Raw genomic sequence first — 15,796 nt, 5'->3', positions numbered from 1 at the left:
GGTACTTGACTCACTAGGGGGGTGTGGGACCGGCAATGAATGCACCACACCCACGTACAGGTTTCCCGGCCCGCAGGGCCCGGGTAGTAAGCGGGGCCGGCGACGAGGAGCTCTTCGAGACCAAGGGCTCTCCCCCAGCCGTCGCCGGCCCTCCAACCTCACGCGGCCCCGGCGGGGGCAGCGCTGCCATCACTGCGCCTGCCTCGCCAGGACCCGAGGGCCGATGCGATCCCGCCCTCCTGTTGGACCTGGTCAGCGGCACCCAAACCCTCGCAGACTCCCTGGACCTACTGGTGGCCGCAGCCGCCGGGCACATCGCCAGGACGGCGGGGATTGAGGTGGGTTGCGGCCTGGTGCTGCAGCAGCCCAAGCGGAGCCCGGCGCTGTCCGGCACCTCCGAAGAGGTCCTCCGCCTGCTCGGCTGGGAACGCGGGTCCGCGGAGGGGCCGGTGACCGATGTCTTGTCGGGAGGCCATCCGGTGGCGGTGCTTCAACGGAACGGTGACTTCCGCTGGCCGCAGTACTCCGGGCGGCTGCAGTCCGCCGGATACGGCAGCGCCCTGGCAGTACGGCTCCAGCTGGACGCCGGGGTCCCGGCGGCGGAGATGCTTCCCGCCGAGGCCGACCCGGGCCGGATGACCGCGGCCCTCGCTTTCTTCGCACCGGATGCGAAAGCCTTTCCGCTGCAGGTCATCGCCGAGGCCCGCGGGTTCGCCGCCCTGGCGGCCAGGAGCCTTCACATGGCCGTCGACCTGCACACTGCCCGGTCCCTCGCGACCGACCTCCACTCTGCCCTGGACAGCAGGACGTCCATCAACGTTGCCTGCGGCGTGATCATGGCCCAGAACAGGTGCTCCTACGAGGAGGCGTTCGCCATCCTCGCCAAAGCGTCGAGCCACCGGAACATCAAGGTCCGCAAGGTGGCAGAGGGCATCCTGGAGCGGCTTCCGGAGGGGGCGCCGGCGCCGCACTTCGGCCACTAGCCGATTCCGGAGGGCTGTGTGTCCAGGCCCTGAATGCCGGGCAGGGGCATTTGCTACACGGGGGCGGCGGTACTGGCCCGCACCACGAGCTCGGGCGGGACCACCGTGGAACTGACTGCTGCACCGGACTCGATTTCCTTGAGCATGATGTCCATGCAGCGCCGCCCAAGTTCCTCGAAATCCTGCCGGACGGTGGTCAGCGGCGGCGTGAAGTACCCCGCTTCCGGCTGGTCGTCGAAGCCCACCACGGAGACGTCGTCGGGCACTTTGATCCCCGCTTCCGTGAAGGCGCGCAGCAGGCCCAAAGCCATCTGGTCGTTGCCCACGAAGATGGCCGTCGCGGTGCGCCCGGACGCCAGCTTGCGGCCGATCGCGTAGCCGCTGCCTGCGCTCCAGTCCCCTTTCACCAGCAGGGACTCCTCCAGCCCGGCCTCCCGGAGCGCGGCGCGCCAGCCCTCCGCACGCTCGGCGCCGTCAGTCCAGTCCGGCGGGCCCGCGATGTGCCCGATCTTCCGGTGGCCTTCCTTGATGAGATATTCGACGGCGAGCCTGGCTCCCGCGCGCTGGTCCACCATCGCGCCGCTCACCGAGGCACTGCCGGCGGAGCCCACAGCCACCACGGGCACGGGAAGGTTCATCTGTTCCAGCACGGCCAGGGTGTCCGAATGCGGTACCAGCACGGCGATACCGTCAACGGCTTGGTCCATGAAATGGCCCACCGCGTTGGATATGGCGTCCCTGCTGACTTCCCGCAGCGCGGCGATACTGACGAAGTAGCCGGCGTTGCGTGCTGCCTGCTCGACGCCCAGGAGGGTATTGGCAGGGCCATACTGCGAGAGTTCGCTGGCCAGCACGCCGATGGTCTGCGAGCGCCGGGTGACCAGGCTCCGGGCAGCGGTATTGCGCCGGTACCCCAGTTCGGCAATGGCCGCCTCCACCTTTTCCCGCGTCGCCTTGCTGACGTTGGGGTGGTTGTTCACCACCCGGGAAACGGTCTGGTGGGAGACACCGGCTACCTTGGCCACGTCTTCCAGGCGCGGCATCCGGCCCTTGCTGGTATTTGCCATGTGCCTATTGTGCCTTTCGGCCGCGGCGGCAGCCTGTTTTGCAGCGCCAGCGGTGGGAACAAATCCTTGCGCGGCCCCCAGGTGGTGGGAAGGATGAAGGTGATCCGCGTCTGCAAAGAAGGAGCCCGACCAATGACCAAGTACCTGATCTCGTTCCCCAGTGGCGTCATGGACATCCCCGACGGCGGGCTGCAGGAAGTTGCCGACGCGGCCCATGCGGTGGTCCAGGAGGCAAAGGAAGCCGGTGTCTGGGTGTTTGGCGGGGGCATCGACGAGAGCGTCCCTCCCGTGATGGTCAGCGGCGACGGAGCAGTGCGCGAGGGCACCTACCCCCAGACAGCGCAGATCGAGGGCGGCTACACAATACTGGAGTTGCCCACGTACGACGCCGCCCTCCACTGGGCCTCCAAGATCGCCACCGCCTGCCGCTGCGCCCAGGAAGTGCGGGCCTTCCAATACGATCCCGCCAGCTGAACGCCGAACACGGCAGGCACTGGGGCCCTGGAGCAGCGGTGGAGCTGGCGTTCCCAGCTCGTTCCGTGGCGGGATACCGCGCAACGGGATAGTCGTGCGAGCCTGAATCCCAGGCTTAAAGGAAAAGGCCCGCCTCACGGCGGACCTTCAAAACCTTCTGCGGGTGGGCCCTGTGGGGCTCGAACCCACGACCCACGGATTAAAAGTCCGATGCTCTACCAACTGAGCTAAAGGCCCCTGCCGGTCGGTCAGACACGCTGTGTCGTTCCGCCCGGCCCAATCCATTTCTGGACGTTAATACTCTAACCCATGGTTCCGGCGTCCTCGCACACGTCCCCACCGCCGCCGTCGGCCGCCTTTCCCGGCCCGCGCTTACCGCGTCCAGGCACCTCCGCCGGGCGCCGCCCATGCTCGATTTACCCCATGGCACAGGAGTAGCGTGGGGGCATGAGCGAGCAAGCAGGAACCAGCCCCTACGGCGGCAGCAACCGGCACCACAAGCCAAAGCCGTTCGCCCCGATGGATTTCGAGCCGTTCGCCGGCGGCGCCGATCCCGCCCGTGTCTCGGAGGCCGCCCACCTTGCCGCGCAGGCGCTGGTCCGCCATGGCCGGGACAGCGACGACCCCGTCATTACCGAACGCTTGGTGAAGCTCGCCGACGAGCAAGGCCTGGATGCCATTGCCGAGATGTGGGCCGAAAGCCCGGCACGGTCCCTGCCGGGTGCGCTTTGGCGGCTCTACGCGCTTCGTGCCGCCACGGTCCGTGACCCTGAGCGGATATCTGTCTACTTCCGGGCCGGCCGGGACACGGCGCAGGTGTCCAACGTGGTGGCCGGTGCCGCGGAGCCGCCGGGCGCTGATGAAATGCGCACCATGGCAGACGCCATCCTCTCCGGCGCGTTCGACGGCGATTTCGACGTTGCGCTGGAACGTTCGGCCGCTTTCTGCCGGGTGGTGGCCCTCGGCCAGGCCACGCTCGCGGACGGCGCCGAGCACGCCAATGAAGCCCATGCCAGCAAGCTGACCCGCAATTCCCACCAGCTGGTCAAAACCGCCGAAGACCTGGAACACGCCGCCAACGCGTGGCGCCTGGGCGAACTCGATTAGGCACTGCCCCGCCGTTTTCCGCACCCGCCAATGGCCGGCTGTCAAGATTGACTTGGGCCTTGCGAAGTAGAAGACTGAAGCCGGTGCCGAGCCGCGAAACCCCCGGGCTTCAACAATTAGCCGCCTAGAGCGGCCTACCGCCGAGAGGCGTATCCGGTTCGGCACCATTTTTCTGCCCTCTTCCCTGCAGCCAATTCAAGGCACACTCTTTTGGGCCGGTAGAGTAGGCGACAGTTGCTCGTCGGCGTCAAGTCACACGGCAGCAACGCCCGCCTTTAACACTCCCCGGAGACCGGTAAACACGTGAAGCTGCGCCTTTTTCCCCAGGAGCCCGCAGGGCTGAACCTCCTATCGCAGATGGCACAACAGATCGTGCTGGCCAGCGCGACCCTGGCCGAAATCCTTGGCGTACCCGCGGACGAGCACGGCAAGCTCGTAGATCACATGCACAACCTCGAGGCCAAGTCCGCCGAACTGCATTTCGCGCTGCTGACGCACATGCGCACCAGCTTCGTGAACCCCCTCCCGCGCGAGGACATGTACGCCCTGTCCCGCTACCTCAACGAGGCCATGGAGAAGATGGACGCGGCGGCGGAACTGGTGGCCCTGTACAAACTGGACCGCCTGCCCAAGCGGGCGGCCGACCAGCTGGAGATCATCAGCCGGCAGGCGGAGCTGACAGTTGATGCCATGCGCCGGCTCAATGACCTGGATGACCTCGAGGATTACTGGATCGAGATACTGCGTCTTGCCAAACGCGCCGAGCGCACCCACCGGGTGTGGGTTGCCGACATGATCGCCGACATGAAGTGGGCGCAGTACTCGCGCAACCGGGACATCGCCAACCAGCTGGTGGAGGTCACAAAGGACATGCGGCGGGTGGCCACCCAGGTAGGCAGCATCATCGTCAAGGAATCCTGACATGGCCGCAGCCATCTTCGCTGCGGTGGTCCTGCTGGCCGCAGCGTTTGCCTTCCTCAACGGCTTCCGTGACGCCTCCACCTCGGTTGCCCTCGCCGTGCGGAACCGTGCCCTCACGCCCAGCGTGGCGGTGCTCCTGGCTGCGTTCTTCAACTTCGTGGGCGCCCTGCTGAGCGCGATGCTCGCCGTCGCCGCCAGCCGGACCTGGATCAACCTTCCGGCCGGGCCGGGCGGCCTCGCCATCCTGGTGGCCGGCCTGGCCAGCGCCTGCGCCTGGGGCCTGCTGATGTGGCGTCGCGGCATCCCGGCATCCTCCACCCATGCCTTGGTGGGGGACTTGCAGGGGCGGGGCTGGCCAGCCTTGCGGTGGGAGGCCCCGGGGTGGCGGGCGTCGACCAGTCGCTGCTGTTCCAGGTGGTCCTCCCGCTGGTGCTTTCCCCGCTCGTGGCCTACAGCGGATCCTTCCTGCTGGTCTATCCGGCCACCTGGGGAGCGCGCTACACCCAACCCAACGTGGTGAACCAGCGATTCCGCAGGGCGCAGGCGATTGCCGCCGGCGCGGTGGCTTTCGGCCACGGCCTGCAGGACGGCCAGCGGGTGAGCGCCGTGCTGTTGCTGGCCCTGCTCGCCGCAGGGTACGCCGACGGCGGGATCCCCATCTGGGTGGCCCTGCTGTCAGCGGTGATGATGACCGCCGGGACGTTGTTCGGAGGATGGCGGATCTCGTACACCATCGGCTACAAGATCACCCGGATCGATCCCCTGCGCGGCTCCGTGGCCCAGACCTTCAGCGCGCTGATGCTCTTTGTGGGTGCCATCGGGTTGCACTGGCCGCTGTCCACCACCCACACCGTCACGGCCGGCACCCTGGGCGCGGGCGAGAACCAGCACTTCTCAGTGACCAACCGGAAGCTGGTCATCAGGATCATCTGGCTCTGGGTCCTGACGCCGGTGGCCACCTGCGCCCTGGCCTTCGTGCTGGCGCTGGCGCTGTCACCGCTGGCCAGGTAGCCGGGGACCGCAGAAAGGCGCGGGCTTAGATGGCGGCGGCCGATGCGTCAGGGGCCACCAGGATCGCGGCCAGCTCGTCGGCAGAGAGGTTCGCCGCCGTGCAGAGCTCATCCCGGGCGATGCCCGCAGAAGAAGCCTTCCGGACCGCCTGGCGCAGCGCTTCCAGCGCGCTGTCCAACTCCCACTGCTTGCCCTCGAGGTAGAGCTGGTCCGCCACACCTCCGTAAGCACATCGTCCGCATCCCCGGCAGCCGTTGCGGCCTCCGGATCAATTTGCGGGATAAGCGGGCCGCCCCCAAGGGTGGCGGCGAGCCCAGCGGCCGCGTCAAAGTCCTGAACGTGCGCTGCGGGCGGCGCCGGTGCGCCCGCAGGGGGTACGGAAACCGTAAGCTGGGGGCCGGGGTTGCTGGCCGTCTGCGTCATGGCAAAACTCCTTAAGCTGGCTTACTACTAGTTTCCAAAGTATCTAGTTGAGCGTACTAAATACTGTCGGGGTTCGCCAACAAGGAGGAGCCGTTTACCCGAAGCGTCCCGAGACATAGTCCTCGGTGGCCTTCTGTACCGGGTTGCTGAAGATGGTGTGGGTGTCACCGTACTCGATCAACTTGCCCGGCTTGCCGGTGCCCGCGATGTTGAAGAAAGCTGTCTTATCGGAGACGCGGGCTGCCTGCTGCATGTTGTGGGTCACGATCACCACGGTGTACTGGTCCTTGAGCTCATTGATGAGGTCTTCAATGGCCAGGGTGGAAATCGGGTCCAGGGCGGAGCAGGGCTCGTCCATCAGGATCACCTGCGGTTCCACCGCGATGGCGCGGGCGATGCAGAGCCGCTGCTGCTGGCCGCCGGAGAGGCCGGAGCCGGGCTTCTCCAGCCGGTCCTTGACCTCGTTCCACAAGTTGGCGCCCTTGAGCGAGCGCTCCACCAGGACATCGGCCTCGCCCTTGGAGATCTTCTTGTTGTTCAGCTTGACGCCGGCCAGCACGTTGTCCCGGATGGACATGGTGGGGAACGGGTTGGGCCGCTGGAAAACCATGCCGATCTGGGAACGGACCGTCACGGGATCCACGCCGGGACCGTAGAGGTTGTCGCCGTCCAGCAGCACCTCGCCTTCCACGCGGGCGCCGGGGATGACCTCGTGCATGCGGTTCAGGGTCCGCAGGAACGTGGACTTGCCACAGCCGGACGGGCCGATGAACGCGGTGACGGACTTGGCCTCGATGTTGATGCTGACGTCCTCAACGGCGAGGAAATCGCCGTAATACACGTTCAGGTCCTTGACGTCGATGCGCTTAGACATGGTGTTCCTTCACTTACTGGGTACGGATTGAAGTCTAGGATCCGCCACGGTGGGACGGAAGGCCGGGCCGGTGGCCTGGTTACCGGCCGGTCTTGGGGGCGAAGATCCTGGCGATCAGGCGGGCCACCAGGTTCAGGACCATGACCAGGATGATCAGCACCAGCGCCGCTCCCCAGGCCCGCTGCGAGGACGGATCCGGGTTCGATGGCGAGGTGGGGTTCAGGATCTGGGTGTAGATGAACGTGGGCAGTGATGCCATCCACCCGCCGAACACATTGGAGTTGATGCTGGTGGCAAAGCCCGCGGTGACCAGGATGGGCGCCGTCTCGCCGATGACCCGGGCGATCGCCAGGGTGACGCCGGACGCGATGCCGGAAATCGCGGTCGGGATGACCACTTTGAGGATGGTCCGCCACTTGCGCACGCCCAGGGCGTAGGCGGCCTCGCGCAGTTCGTTGGGGACAATCTTGAGCATTTCCTCGCTCGAGCGGACCACCACGGGGATCATCAGGACAGAAAGGGCGACGGCGGCCACCGCACCGGTCTTGGTGCCCGGGCCCACCACCACGAAGAAGAATGCGGCGGCAAAGAGGCCGGCCACGATGGAGGGGATGCCGGTCATGACGTCCACGAAGAACGTGATGGCCTTGGCCAGGCGGCCGTCGTGGCCGTACTCCACCAGGTAGATGGCCGTGAGCAGCCCCACGGGTACGGAGATCACGGTGGCCAGCAGGGTGATCTGCACGGTGCCCAGGATCGCGTGGTAGATGCCGCCCATGACCGGGCCGCCGCTCTCCACGGCCTTGTTGTCGAACGCGCCCGTAACGCCGTTCATGGAGGTGGTGAGGAAGCCGGGGTCCACAAGTCCCGGAATGCCGTTCACCAGCACCGTCCAGATCACCGAAACGAGCGGCAGGAGTGCCACCAGGAACGAGCCAACCACCAGGCAGGTGGCCAGCTTGTCCTTGGCCCTGCGGGAACCTTCCACCGCCGCGCTCCAGGACACCAGTCCTGTGGCGAAGAGGATGGCCGAGACGACGCCCCAGCCGAACGCATTGAAGCCAACCAGGGCAAGGATGGCTGCGCCGACGATCAATGCCGCAGCAAGGACGGCGTAGGGGGCGTACTTGGGCAGCTGGCCTTTGGTGAGCGCGGACCGCTTGCTGCGGACCGGAGTAAGCGTGGAGGTCATTTAGTTGGCTCCCGAGAATTCTTTGTGCCGGGTGATGACCCAGCGGGCGATCATGTTCACGGCCAGGGTGATGACGAACAGGACCAGGCCGGCGGCGATCAGGGTACTGACCTTGATGCCGCTGGCCTCCGGGAAGTTCAGGGCGATCTCGGCCGCGATGGTCTGGTTGCCGGACTGGATCAGGCTGGCGGTCAGGGCGCCGGAGGACAGGACCAGGGCAACGGCCATGGTTTCGCCCAGTGCGCGGCCCAGCCCCAGCATGACCGCACTGATGATGCCCGGGCGGGCGAAGGGCAGCACGGCCATCTTGATCATTTCCCAGCGGGTGGCACCGAGTGCCAGTGCGGCCTCCTCGTGCAGCTTGGGGGTCTGCAGGAAGATCTCGCGGGACAGCGAGGTGATGATCGGCAGGACCATAACCGCGAGGACGATGCCCGCGGTGAGGATGGTCTTGCCGGTGGTGGAAGCCGGGCCCTGGAAGATGGGGAGCCAGCCCATGTTCTCCGCAAGCCACCCATAGGCGGGAGAAATCTGCTTGGCCAGGAACGCTGCACCCCAGGCGCCATAGACCACGGAAGGGATCGCTGCGAGCAGGTCCACGACGTAGCCAAGGCCCGAGGCCAGGCTGCGGGGCGCGAAGTGCGAGATGAACAGCGCCACTCCGATGGCGACGGGCGTGGCGATCACCAGCGCGATGACGGCGGCGATGAGGGTTCCGATGACAATGGGCCAGATGTAGGCGAAGAAGCCCTGCCCGCCCTGGATCTTGTCGGCGGGTGCGGTCAGCGCGGGAATTGCCTGGACCACCAGGAAGAGTGCGACGCCGAAGAGGACGGCAAGGATCAGGCAGCCGGCGGCCAGTGCGGCTCCGGAGAAGACTTTGTCCCCGGTGCGTCCGGCGCCCTGTGTTCTGGTCAGGGAGGTGGCGGTCATTCGACGGCCCTTCGATTCGTTGCTGGATTAAGGAAGCAGGGTGCAAAGCCAAGTTCCCCGCACTGCCTTCCGGCAGGCGGGGAACCCGGTTTTTGCGGCGGTGGTTAGGACTTGACCTTGATCGAGTCGATGGCCTTGACGGCCTTGGCTGCGAGGTCGGAGGACAGCGGAGCGGACTTGGCCGAGTCCGCGGCGGCCTTCTGGCCCTCAGCGGAAACTACGTAGTGCTCGAATGCCTTGACCAGGTCAACGGTCTCCTGCTTGTCGTACGTGGTGCACAGGACGTGGAAGGACACCAGGACGATCGGGTAGGCGCCGGCGATGGTGGTCTTACGGTCCAGCTTGATGGAGAGGTCGTTGGCGGCGCGGCCGTCAACGGGCTTGCCGGCGTCCACTGCCTTGGCGGCGGCATCGGCGGAGATCTTGGTGAAGGAATCGCCCACCTTGATCTGTGCAACGCCCAGCTTGCCGCTCACAGCGGAGTCGTCGGCGTAGGTCACGGCGCCGGGGGTGTCCGTGACGGTCTTGACCACGCCGGAGGTGCCCTTGGCGTTCTCGCCCTGGAGGCTGGCGGGCCAGACACCGGCGGCCTTGTCGGTCCAGACGTCGGAGGCTGCGGCGGACAGGTAGTCCGTGAAGTTCTGGGTGGTGCCGGAGTCATCGGAGCGGTTCACCGGGGTGACCTTGAGGTCGGGCAGCGAGACGCCCGCGTTCAGGGCGGCGATCGCGGGGTCGTTCCACTTGGCGATCTGGCCGCGGAAGATCTTGGCGACGGTGGTGGCGTCCAGCTTCAGGTCGGTGACACCGGGAACGTTGAAGGCCACGGCGATCGGGGAGATGTAGACCGGGACGTTGATGGCGCCATCGGTGCCGCACTTGTCCTTCGAGGAGGCGTACTCGGCATCGCTCAGGTAGGCATCCGAGCCGGCGAACTGGGCCGAGCCGTCGAGGATAGCCTTGCGGCCGGCACCGGAGCCGTCCGGGGAATACTGCACGCTGGCGCCGGAGTTGGCGGAGGCGAAGTTCGTCTTCCATGCGTCCATGGCCGCACCCTGCGCGGAGGAGCCGATGCCGGTCAGCGTGCCGGTGACCTTGGGGCCGGAGGAAGCCTGGTTGCCTGCAGGCGCGGTGCCCGTGGCGTTGTCTGAACCGCAGGCGGACAGCGCGAGTGCGCCCGCAGCGATAACAGCGATAGCCGCGTGGCGGCCGAAGCGAAGTGCCTTCACTAGATGTACCCCTTCCAGGGTTATTCAGGTGCGGGACAGGGACGGAGAACCCTGCTGCGCGATGCGTACGTTGTGTACCTTCAAGAAAGTTATGGGCCGCAGGTAACGGGATGGGCTTTCCAAAGTGAACGGATGATTAACGACGGCGGGATATTGGCTGACAAATGCCGGGTCACCATTGCGCAGATCACATGCGCAGCCGTAGTGGAGCCGTGCCCGGCAGTGGACGGGCACTGAATAGACTTGACCGCATGGCCATCCCAGCAGGACTCTCAGCAAGCCGGCGGTTCCTGCGCGCCCGCATCCGGACCGGGCTGATCCGCAGCCGCAACTCCTTCGTGCCGGCCATCCAGATGACCGTCTGCGCAGTGGGTGCCTACGCTTTCGCGGAGTACGTCCTGGGCCACTCAGGCCCCCTGTTCGCCGCCACGTCCTCGCTGATCGCCTTGGGATTCTCGCGTGAGCCGCGGCTGCGCAGGGTGATGGAGGTGGGGCTTGGCTGCACCATCGGCATCGCCGTGGGCGACCTGCTCCTGCACTGGCTGGGCGGCGAAATCTGGGTGGCCGCCGTCGTGCTTCTCTTCTCCATCCTGCTGGCCCGGTTCCTGGACAGCGGAAACATCTTCACCACCCAGTTGGCACTCCAATCGCTGCTGGTGGTGCTGCTGCCGGCGCCGTCCGGTGGCCCGTTCACCCGAAGTATCGACGCCGTGGTGGGGGGCCTGTGCGCGCTGCTGGTGACCATCCTGGTGCCCAAGGACCCCCGCCGTGAGCCGCGGCGTGACGTCCAGAAGCTGCTGCATGAACTGGCCGAAGTCCTGCGTGAATGCGCCGGTGCGCTGGTGAACAGCGATTCCACGCAGGCGTGGCACGCGCTGATCCGCGGCAGGAACTGCCAGCCCCTGGTGGATGCCATGCGCCAGTCCCTCCGGGCGTCAGGGGAGGTGGCCACGCTGGCGCCGGCCTACCGGCGGCACCGTGAAGAGCTTGACCGGCTGAAGCAGTCGCTGGACTTCATCGATCTGGCGCTGCGGAACAGCCGCGTCTTCGCGCGGCGGCTGACCAGCGCCATCAACCACACCGCCCTCTCGGACGAGGCCACGGACAGCATTGCCGGGGTGCTCCAGGAGACCGCTGCCGCGATTGACGAGCTCTCGCTGGGCCTGGCGGAAACGCACGACGGCGTCCGGCGCGCCCACCTGCGCACGGCCCGGCGCGACCTCAGTGAAATAGCGCTGCGGCTGCACCCGAAGCTGCTGGAGGTCCAGCGGCTGGAGGGCGAAACGGTGGTCATGCTGTTCCGCCCCCTCATGGTGGACCTGCTGGAAGCAACCGGCATGGACGCGGCCGAGGCCAGGGACATCCTGCCCGCGCTGTAAAAACCGGTGGTTGGGCCTGGGCCACCGCCGCAGGGGTTCCGTGGCCGGGCTTGCGAGGCCAGGGAACGGGTGGGGTCGAACCCCGCATCGACGCTGATGTCAGTGCACGCCACTAGGGTTGAACCCATGGCAACAAAGACTTCCCGGGCATCAAAAGCGCCCGCCTATAAATGCGCCGAATGCGGCTGGACCACCGCCAAATGGGTGGGCCGTTGCGGCGAGTGCCAGGCGTGGGGCACCGTTGAGGAAACGGGCACCGCGGTGGCCCGGACAACGGCCGCAACAACGGTGCTGGAGCCGGCGCGCCGCATCGCGGATGTGGACGCCACCACGGCGGCGTTCCTGCCCACCGGCGTGGACGAGCTGGACCGCGTCCTGGGCGGCGGGCTGGTTCCCGGCGCCGTAATCCTGCTGGCGGGCGAACCCGGCGTGGGCAAGTCGACGCTGCTTTTGGACGTGGCCGCCAAGTTCGCCCGGACGGCCCAGGACGTCCTCTACGTCACGGGGGAAGAGTCGGCAGCGCAGGTGAAGCTGCGCGCGGAGCGGATCGACGCCGTCGCGGAATCCCTGTACCTGTCCGCGGAGACGGACTTGGGCCAGGCGCTGGGCCAGGTGGAACAAATAGAACCGCGGCTGCTGATCGTGGACTCCGTGCAGACCCTCAGCAGTGCGGACGTGGATGGCAGCGCCGGCGGCGTTTCCCAGGTGCGCGAGGTGGCGGCATCGATCATTGCCGCGGCCAAGCGGCGGAACATGACCACTTTGCTGGTGGGGCACGTCACCAAGGACGGTTCGATCGCCGGGCCGCGGCTCCTGGAACACCTGGTGGACGTGGTGTGCCAGTTCGAGGGCGAGCGGCACTCCCGGCTGCGGATGCTGCGCGCCGTGAAGAACCGGTATGGCCCCACCGATGACGTGGGCTGCTTCGACCTCAACGAAAATGGAATCGAGGGCCTCGCCGATCCCAGCGGGCTGTTCGTCAGCCGGACCAAGGACCCGGTTTCGGGCACCTGCATCACGGTCACCATGGAGGGGCGCCGCCCCCTGCTCGCCGAGGTTCAATCGCTCCTGGCCGAAAGTCCCAACTCGCAGCCGCGCCGGGCCACCAGCGGCCTGGACGGTTCACGGGTGTCAATGCTGCTGGCGGTACTGCAGCAGCGCGCAGGCACCATGCTGCACAAAGACGATTCCTACGTCGCCACCGTTGGCGGCGTCAAGCTCAGCGAACCGGCCACGGACCTCGCCGTGGCCCTCGCCGTAGCATCGGCGAAGGCCCGCAAACCGCTGCCCATCCGGCTGATTGCTTTCGGCGAGGTGGGGCTGGCCGGCGAGGTCCGTCCGGTACCGGGCATCAACCAGCGCATCCAGGAGGCCCACCGGCTGGGATTCACACATGCTGTGGTGCCCGCCAGCCATGCGGGGCCCGGACCCGTGCCCGCCGGCTTCTCGGTGCGGGAAGTGGAACACCTGACGGAGGCGCTGAGCCTTTTGATCGGATGACCCCATGCCAATAAACCCGGCGCCCACCGTGAGAACCTGCATTCACCCGGGTACTGTGGCTGCAGGACCTTTAGCAAACGGAGGCATGACATTTCTGTGCTGGGGGCAGCGTGGTAATCCGGGAAGCGCAGGGCACAAGCGATGTGCCCGGCCAGGCACGCATTGCGCTGCCCGAACCAGTGGTGTCGGACCGGCTTGACGGGCTCTTCGGTGGCCTCAGCGCCCGGCAACGGGTGATGGCCAGCCAACTGCCCGTCAGCCTGACGGTGGCACTGGTAGTCGTGGCGGCGGCCATGTTCAGCCCATGGACCTTGGCGGACAGCAGGTTCCTGAACGCGTTGCTGTTCCACCTGGCGATCGCCGCAGCGTGCATCGCCCTGCCGTGGGGCCGGCTCCCATCCGGGGCATTCGCCGTCATCCCGCTTCTTGACTGCCTCGCCATCGGCTTTACCCGCGAGGCAGGGGGCCCGTCCTTCAGCGTCCTGAGCATGACGCTGGTGTTCCCCGTCATCTGGCTATCGGCCCAGGTCCGGCCGTACATGCCCGCCCTCGCGATTGCCGGGACCGTCCTCAGCACCGTGGTCCCGGCCGCAGCGCTTGGGTCGCCGCCAGCTGCCGGCTCGATGATCCGCGTCCTCATCCTCCCCCTGGTCATGTCCGTCATGGCCGTAACCGCGCACGTTGTGGCCACCACCATCCGCCGGCACCGGACCAAGCTGATGGACAGCGAATACCACCTTGGCAGGACGCTGGACGAAAGCGTCCGGCGCCAGAACCTGCTTGATGCAGTACTCGGCGCCGTGGGCGTGGGCGTGTGGGTGGTGGACCGCAACGGCAACACCGTGCTGACGAACAAGACCCTGCAGTCCGATCCTGCCCTGGTCGGCCTTGTTGAACCAGGAGGCGGAACTACCCAGCTGCTGGCGGCAGACCGCACCACCTGCGTTCGGGCCGGGTCACGTCCTGCCGAGCGCGCGGCCGCCGGGGAGGCTTTCATGGACGAGCTCTACTGGGCCGGACCCGAAGACAGCCAACGCGCGTACTCGGTAAGCTCGCACGGGTTTCCTGCCGCAGGCAGCCAGGAAGGCGGCGGGGTCATCACCTTCGCGGATGTGACCGACCTGATCAGCGCCCTGGCCGCCAAGGACGACTTCGTGGCCACCGTTTCGCACGAGCTGCGGACTCCCCTGACATCAATCCTCGGCTACCTGGAACTGGTCCTCGACGAGCCCGGCCACGACGATATCCGCGCAGAGCTGCTGGTGGTCCGGCGCAACGCTGACCATCTCATGGGGCTGGTGGACGACCTCATTGCCGTGGCATCCGAGCGCGTGGAACTGTGCCTGGAGGAGACGGACCTTGCCCAGCTGGTGACCCGTGCGGTGGACGCCGCACTGCCCCGCGCGGCCGGGAACGGCCTGAGCGTGAAGCTCGAGGTGGAGCAGCCACTCCCGGTGCGCGCCGATCCTGCCAGGATCAGCCAGGTCCTGCACAACCTGCTGTCCAACGCCGTCAAATACTCCCCGGACGGTGGGCTCATCACCGCCACCGCAGCCAGGACCGACGCCGGTCTGGTCTGTTCCATCACGGACACCGGCATGGGCATGAGCGAAGAAGAGCAGGAACAGGCGTTTACCAAGTTCTTCCGCTCCGCACGCTCGCGGTCCACCGCCATACCGGGGGCAGGCCTGGGATTGCCGGTCAGCAAGACCATCGTGGAAGGCCACGGCGGATCGATCAGCCTGGCCAGCACACCCGGTGCCGGCACCAGCGCCACCTTCATCCTGCCGGAATCGTGAGCCGCCCGGGGCGGCGATCAGGAACCGGAGCCGGTCAACCAGTTCGAGACGTCACTGCGCAGCACCATAAGGGGCCCGCCGGTTGGGCTGACGTTGCCGTTTGCCACGTAGTAGCCGCGGCCCGATCCTGTTCCTCCGGCGGCGCGGTCCAGCGCCTCCACCAGGTGGCGCGGCAGGTGGCCCTGCGGACCAAGGCTGCGGAGTTCAGCAACTTCCTCCGGCGTGAGCCGTCCAAAAACCTCAGCAATATTGGCCATGACCGGGTCCCTTCGAGCAGAGTGCCTGAAGGAATAACCTAAAGCAGGGCCGTGAATACCACGTTAACGGCGGACGGCGATTGAGCGTCACCAACAACAGCCGGGAAGGGACCCAAATGCCGGTTCGAAGTGCAGGCATCCTGCTGTACCAGCGGCATCAGGGCAACGCGGCCGGCCCCGGCGATGGGCTGCAGGTGTGGATCGCCCACATGGGTGGCCCGTTCTGGAGCCGCAAGGACGCCCACGCCTGGTCCATCCCCAAAGGGGAGTACTCCAACGGCGAGGACGCCCTGGCCGCGGCGCTGCGCGAATTCGCCGAGGAAATGGGTGTCCCCGCCCCAGATGCCGAATACCGCCTGTTGGGTGAGTTCCGGCAGTCGTCGGGAAAAATCATTACCGTCTTCGCAGCCCAGGCCGGATTTGCACCGGACGCCATCCGCAGCAACACCTTTCCCCTTGAATGGCCCAAGGGATCGGGGAGGATCCAGCACTACCCCGAGGTCGACGACGCCCGGTGGTTCCCGGAGCAAGAGGCCCGGCTCAAACTCGTGAAAGGCCAGCTGCCCGTCCTGGACGCGCTGCTCCAGGACCTTTCACCGGCTTAGGCGGGAGCTTGCAGCTGTTCCTTGGCCCGGCCCTGACGGCGGCCA

Annotated in this window: 15 protein-coding genes, 1 tRNA gene and 1 pseudogene; 9 read left to right on the top strand and 8 right to left on the bottom strand. The window is 66.8% G+C overall.

Translation table 11 applies throughout. The features are described from left to right. Nucleotides 1-35 precede the first annotated feature (35 nt). Entirely contained in the window at nucleotides 36-983 is a 948-nt protein-coding gene (locus ACX5I6_RS06525) for a GAF and ANTAR domain-containing protein (protein WP_461839902.1), read from the top strand. 53 nt (nucleotides 984-1,036) lie between these two features. On the opposite strand, the gene ACX5I6_RS06520 is transcribed toward ACX5I6_RS06525, so the two are convergent. Then, complete coding sequence (locus ACX5I6_RS06520; protein WP_461839901.1) at nucleotides 1,037-2,050, bottom strand: LacI family DNA-binding transcriptional regulator; 1,014 nt, start codon at nucleotides 2,048-2,050, stop codon at nucleotides 1,037-1,039. A gap of 132 nt (nucleotides 2,051-2,182) precedes the next feature. On the opposite strand from ACX5I6_RS06520, the gene ACX5I6_RS06515 reads away from it, so the two are divergent. After that, complete coding sequence (locus tag ACX5I6_RS06515; RefSeq protein WP_109044036.1) at nucleotides 2,183-2,524, top strand: YciI family protein; 342 nt, start codon at nucleotides 2,183-2,185, stop codon at nucleotides 2,522-2,524. A gap of 164 nt (nucleotides 2,525-2,688) precedes the next feature. On the opposite strand, the gene ACX5I6_RS06510 is transcribed toward ACX5I6_RS06515, so the two are convergent. Next, a tRNA-Lys gene (locus tag ACX5I6_RS06510) sits at nucleotides 2,689-2,761 on the bottom strand. Nucleotides 2,762-2,971: 210 nt separating this feature from the next. Here ACX5I6_RS06510 and ACX5I6_RS06505 point away from each other — a divergent pair. From ACX5I6_RS06505 to ACX5I6_RS06495, 3 genes and pseudogenes are all read left to right on the top strand, one after another. Further along, nucleotides 2,972-3,631, top strand: a complete 660-nt coding sequence (locus ACX5I6_RS06505) for a hypothetical protein (protein WP_018763206.1) — start codon at nucleotides 2,972-2,974, stop codon at nucleotides 3,629-3,631. Nucleotides 3,632-3,934: 303 nt separating this feature from the next. Continuing rightward, complete coding sequence (locus ACX5I6_RS06500) at nucleotides 3,935-4,552, top strand: DUF47 domain-containing protein (protein WP_461839900.1); 618 nt, start codon at nucleotides 3,935-3,937, stop codon at nucleotides 4,550-4,552. A gap of 97 nt (nucleotides 4,553-4,649) precedes the next feature. After that, a pseudogene (locus tag ACX5I6_RS06495) lies at nucleotides 4,650-5,563 on the top strand (inorganic phosphate transporter). A gap of 25 nt (nucleotides 5,564-5,588) precedes the next feature. On the opposite strand, the gene ACX5I6_RS06490 reads toward ACX5I6_RS06495, so the two are convergent. From ACX5I6_RS06490 to pstS, 5 genes are all read right to left on the bottom strand, one after another. Beyond that, nucleotides 5,589-5,780: a hypothetical protein gene (locus tag ACX5I6_RS06490; protein WP_461839899.1), complete on the bottom strand. Its 192-nt coding sequence runs from the start codon at nucleotides 5,778-5,780 to the stop codon at nucleotides 5,589-5,591. 300 nt (nucleotides 5,781-6,080) lie between these two features. After that, nucleotides 6,081-6,860: a phosphate ABC transporter ATP-binding protein PstB gene (gene pstB, locus ACX5I6_RS06485; RefSeq protein ID WP_018763202.1), complete on the bottom strand. Its 780-nt coding sequence runs from the start codon at nucleotides 6,858-6,860 to the stop codon at nucleotides 6,081-6,083. A 79-nt stretch (nucleotides 6,861-6,939) separates the two neighbouring features. Then, nucleotides 6,940-8,052 (bottom strand): phosphate ABC transporter permease PstA, encoded by a 1,113-nt coding sequence (gene pstA, locus ACX5I6_RS06480; protein ID WP_461839898.1) that lies wholly within the window; start codon nucleotides 8,050-8,052, stop codon nucleotides 6,940-6,942. Further along, a complete protein-coding gene (pstC, locus tag ACX5I6_RS06475) occupies nucleotides 8,053-8,985 on the bottom strand; it encodes a phosphate ABC transporter permease subunit PstC (RefSeq protein WP_461839897.1) in 933 nt (310 codons plus the stop codon). It lies immediately after the preceding gene. Between the two features lie 104 nt (nucleotides 8,986-9,089). After that, entirely contained in the window at nucleotides 9,090-10,211 is a 1,122-nt protein-coding gene (gene pstS, locus ACX5I6_RS06470) for a phosphate ABC transporter substrate-binding protein PstS (RefSeq protein ID WP_461839896.1), read from the bottom strand. Nucleotides 10,212-10,462: 251 nt separating this feature from the next. Here pstS and ACX5I6_RS06465 point away from each other — a divergent pair, with 251 nt between their 5' ends. The 3 genes from ACX5I6_RS06465 (at nucleotide 10,463) to ACX5I6_RS06455 (ending at nucleotide 14,889) form a co-directional block, all read left to right on the top strand. After that, on the top strand, nucleotides 10,463-11,590 hold the full coding sequence (locus tag ACX5I6_RS06465; protein WP_461839895.1) for an FUSC family protein: 1,128 nt from the start codon (nucleotides 10,463-10,465) through the stop codon (nucleotides 11,588-11,590). A 126-nt stretch (nucleotides 11,591-11,716) separates the two neighbouring features. Then, nucleotides 11,717-13,090, top strand: a complete 1,374-nt coding sequence (gene radA, locus ACX5I6_RS06460; RefSeq protein WP_461839894.1) for a DNA repair protein RadA — start codon at nucleotides 11,717-11,719, stop codon at nucleotides 13,088-13,090. 110 nt (nucleotides 13,091-13,200) lie between these two features. After that, complete coding sequence (locus tag ACX5I6_RS06455; protein ID WP_461839893.1) at nucleotides 13,201-14,889, top strand: sensor histidine kinase; 1,689 nt, start codon at nucleotides 13,201-13,203, stop codon at nucleotides 14,887-14,889. A 17-nt stretch (nucleotides 14,890-14,906) separates the two neighbouring features. On the opposite strand, the gene ACX5I6_RS06450 is transcribed toward ACX5I6_RS06455, so the two are convergent. After that, entirely contained in the window at nucleotides 14,907-15,146 is a 240-nt protein-coding gene (locus ACX5I6_RS06450) for a hypothetical protein (protein ID WP_461839892.1), read from the bottom strand. A gap of 116 nt (nucleotides 15,147-15,262) precedes the next feature. Between ACX5I6_RS06450 and ACX5I6_RS06445 the strand changes: the two genes are divergently transcribed. Next, complete coding sequence (locus tag ACX5I6_RS06445; RefSeq protein ID WP_461839891.1) at nucleotides 15,263-15,751, top strand: NUDIX domain-containing protein; 489 nt, start codon at nucleotides 15,263-15,265, stop codon at nucleotides 15,749-15,751. The last annotated feature ends 45 nt before the right edge of the window (nucleotides 15,752-15,796 follow it).

This window comes from Arthrobacter sp. MMS24-T111 (assembly GCF_054888995.1).
Note: the sequence above shows the minus strand (reverse complement) of the source record. Positions and strands in the feature narration are given on the sequence as shown.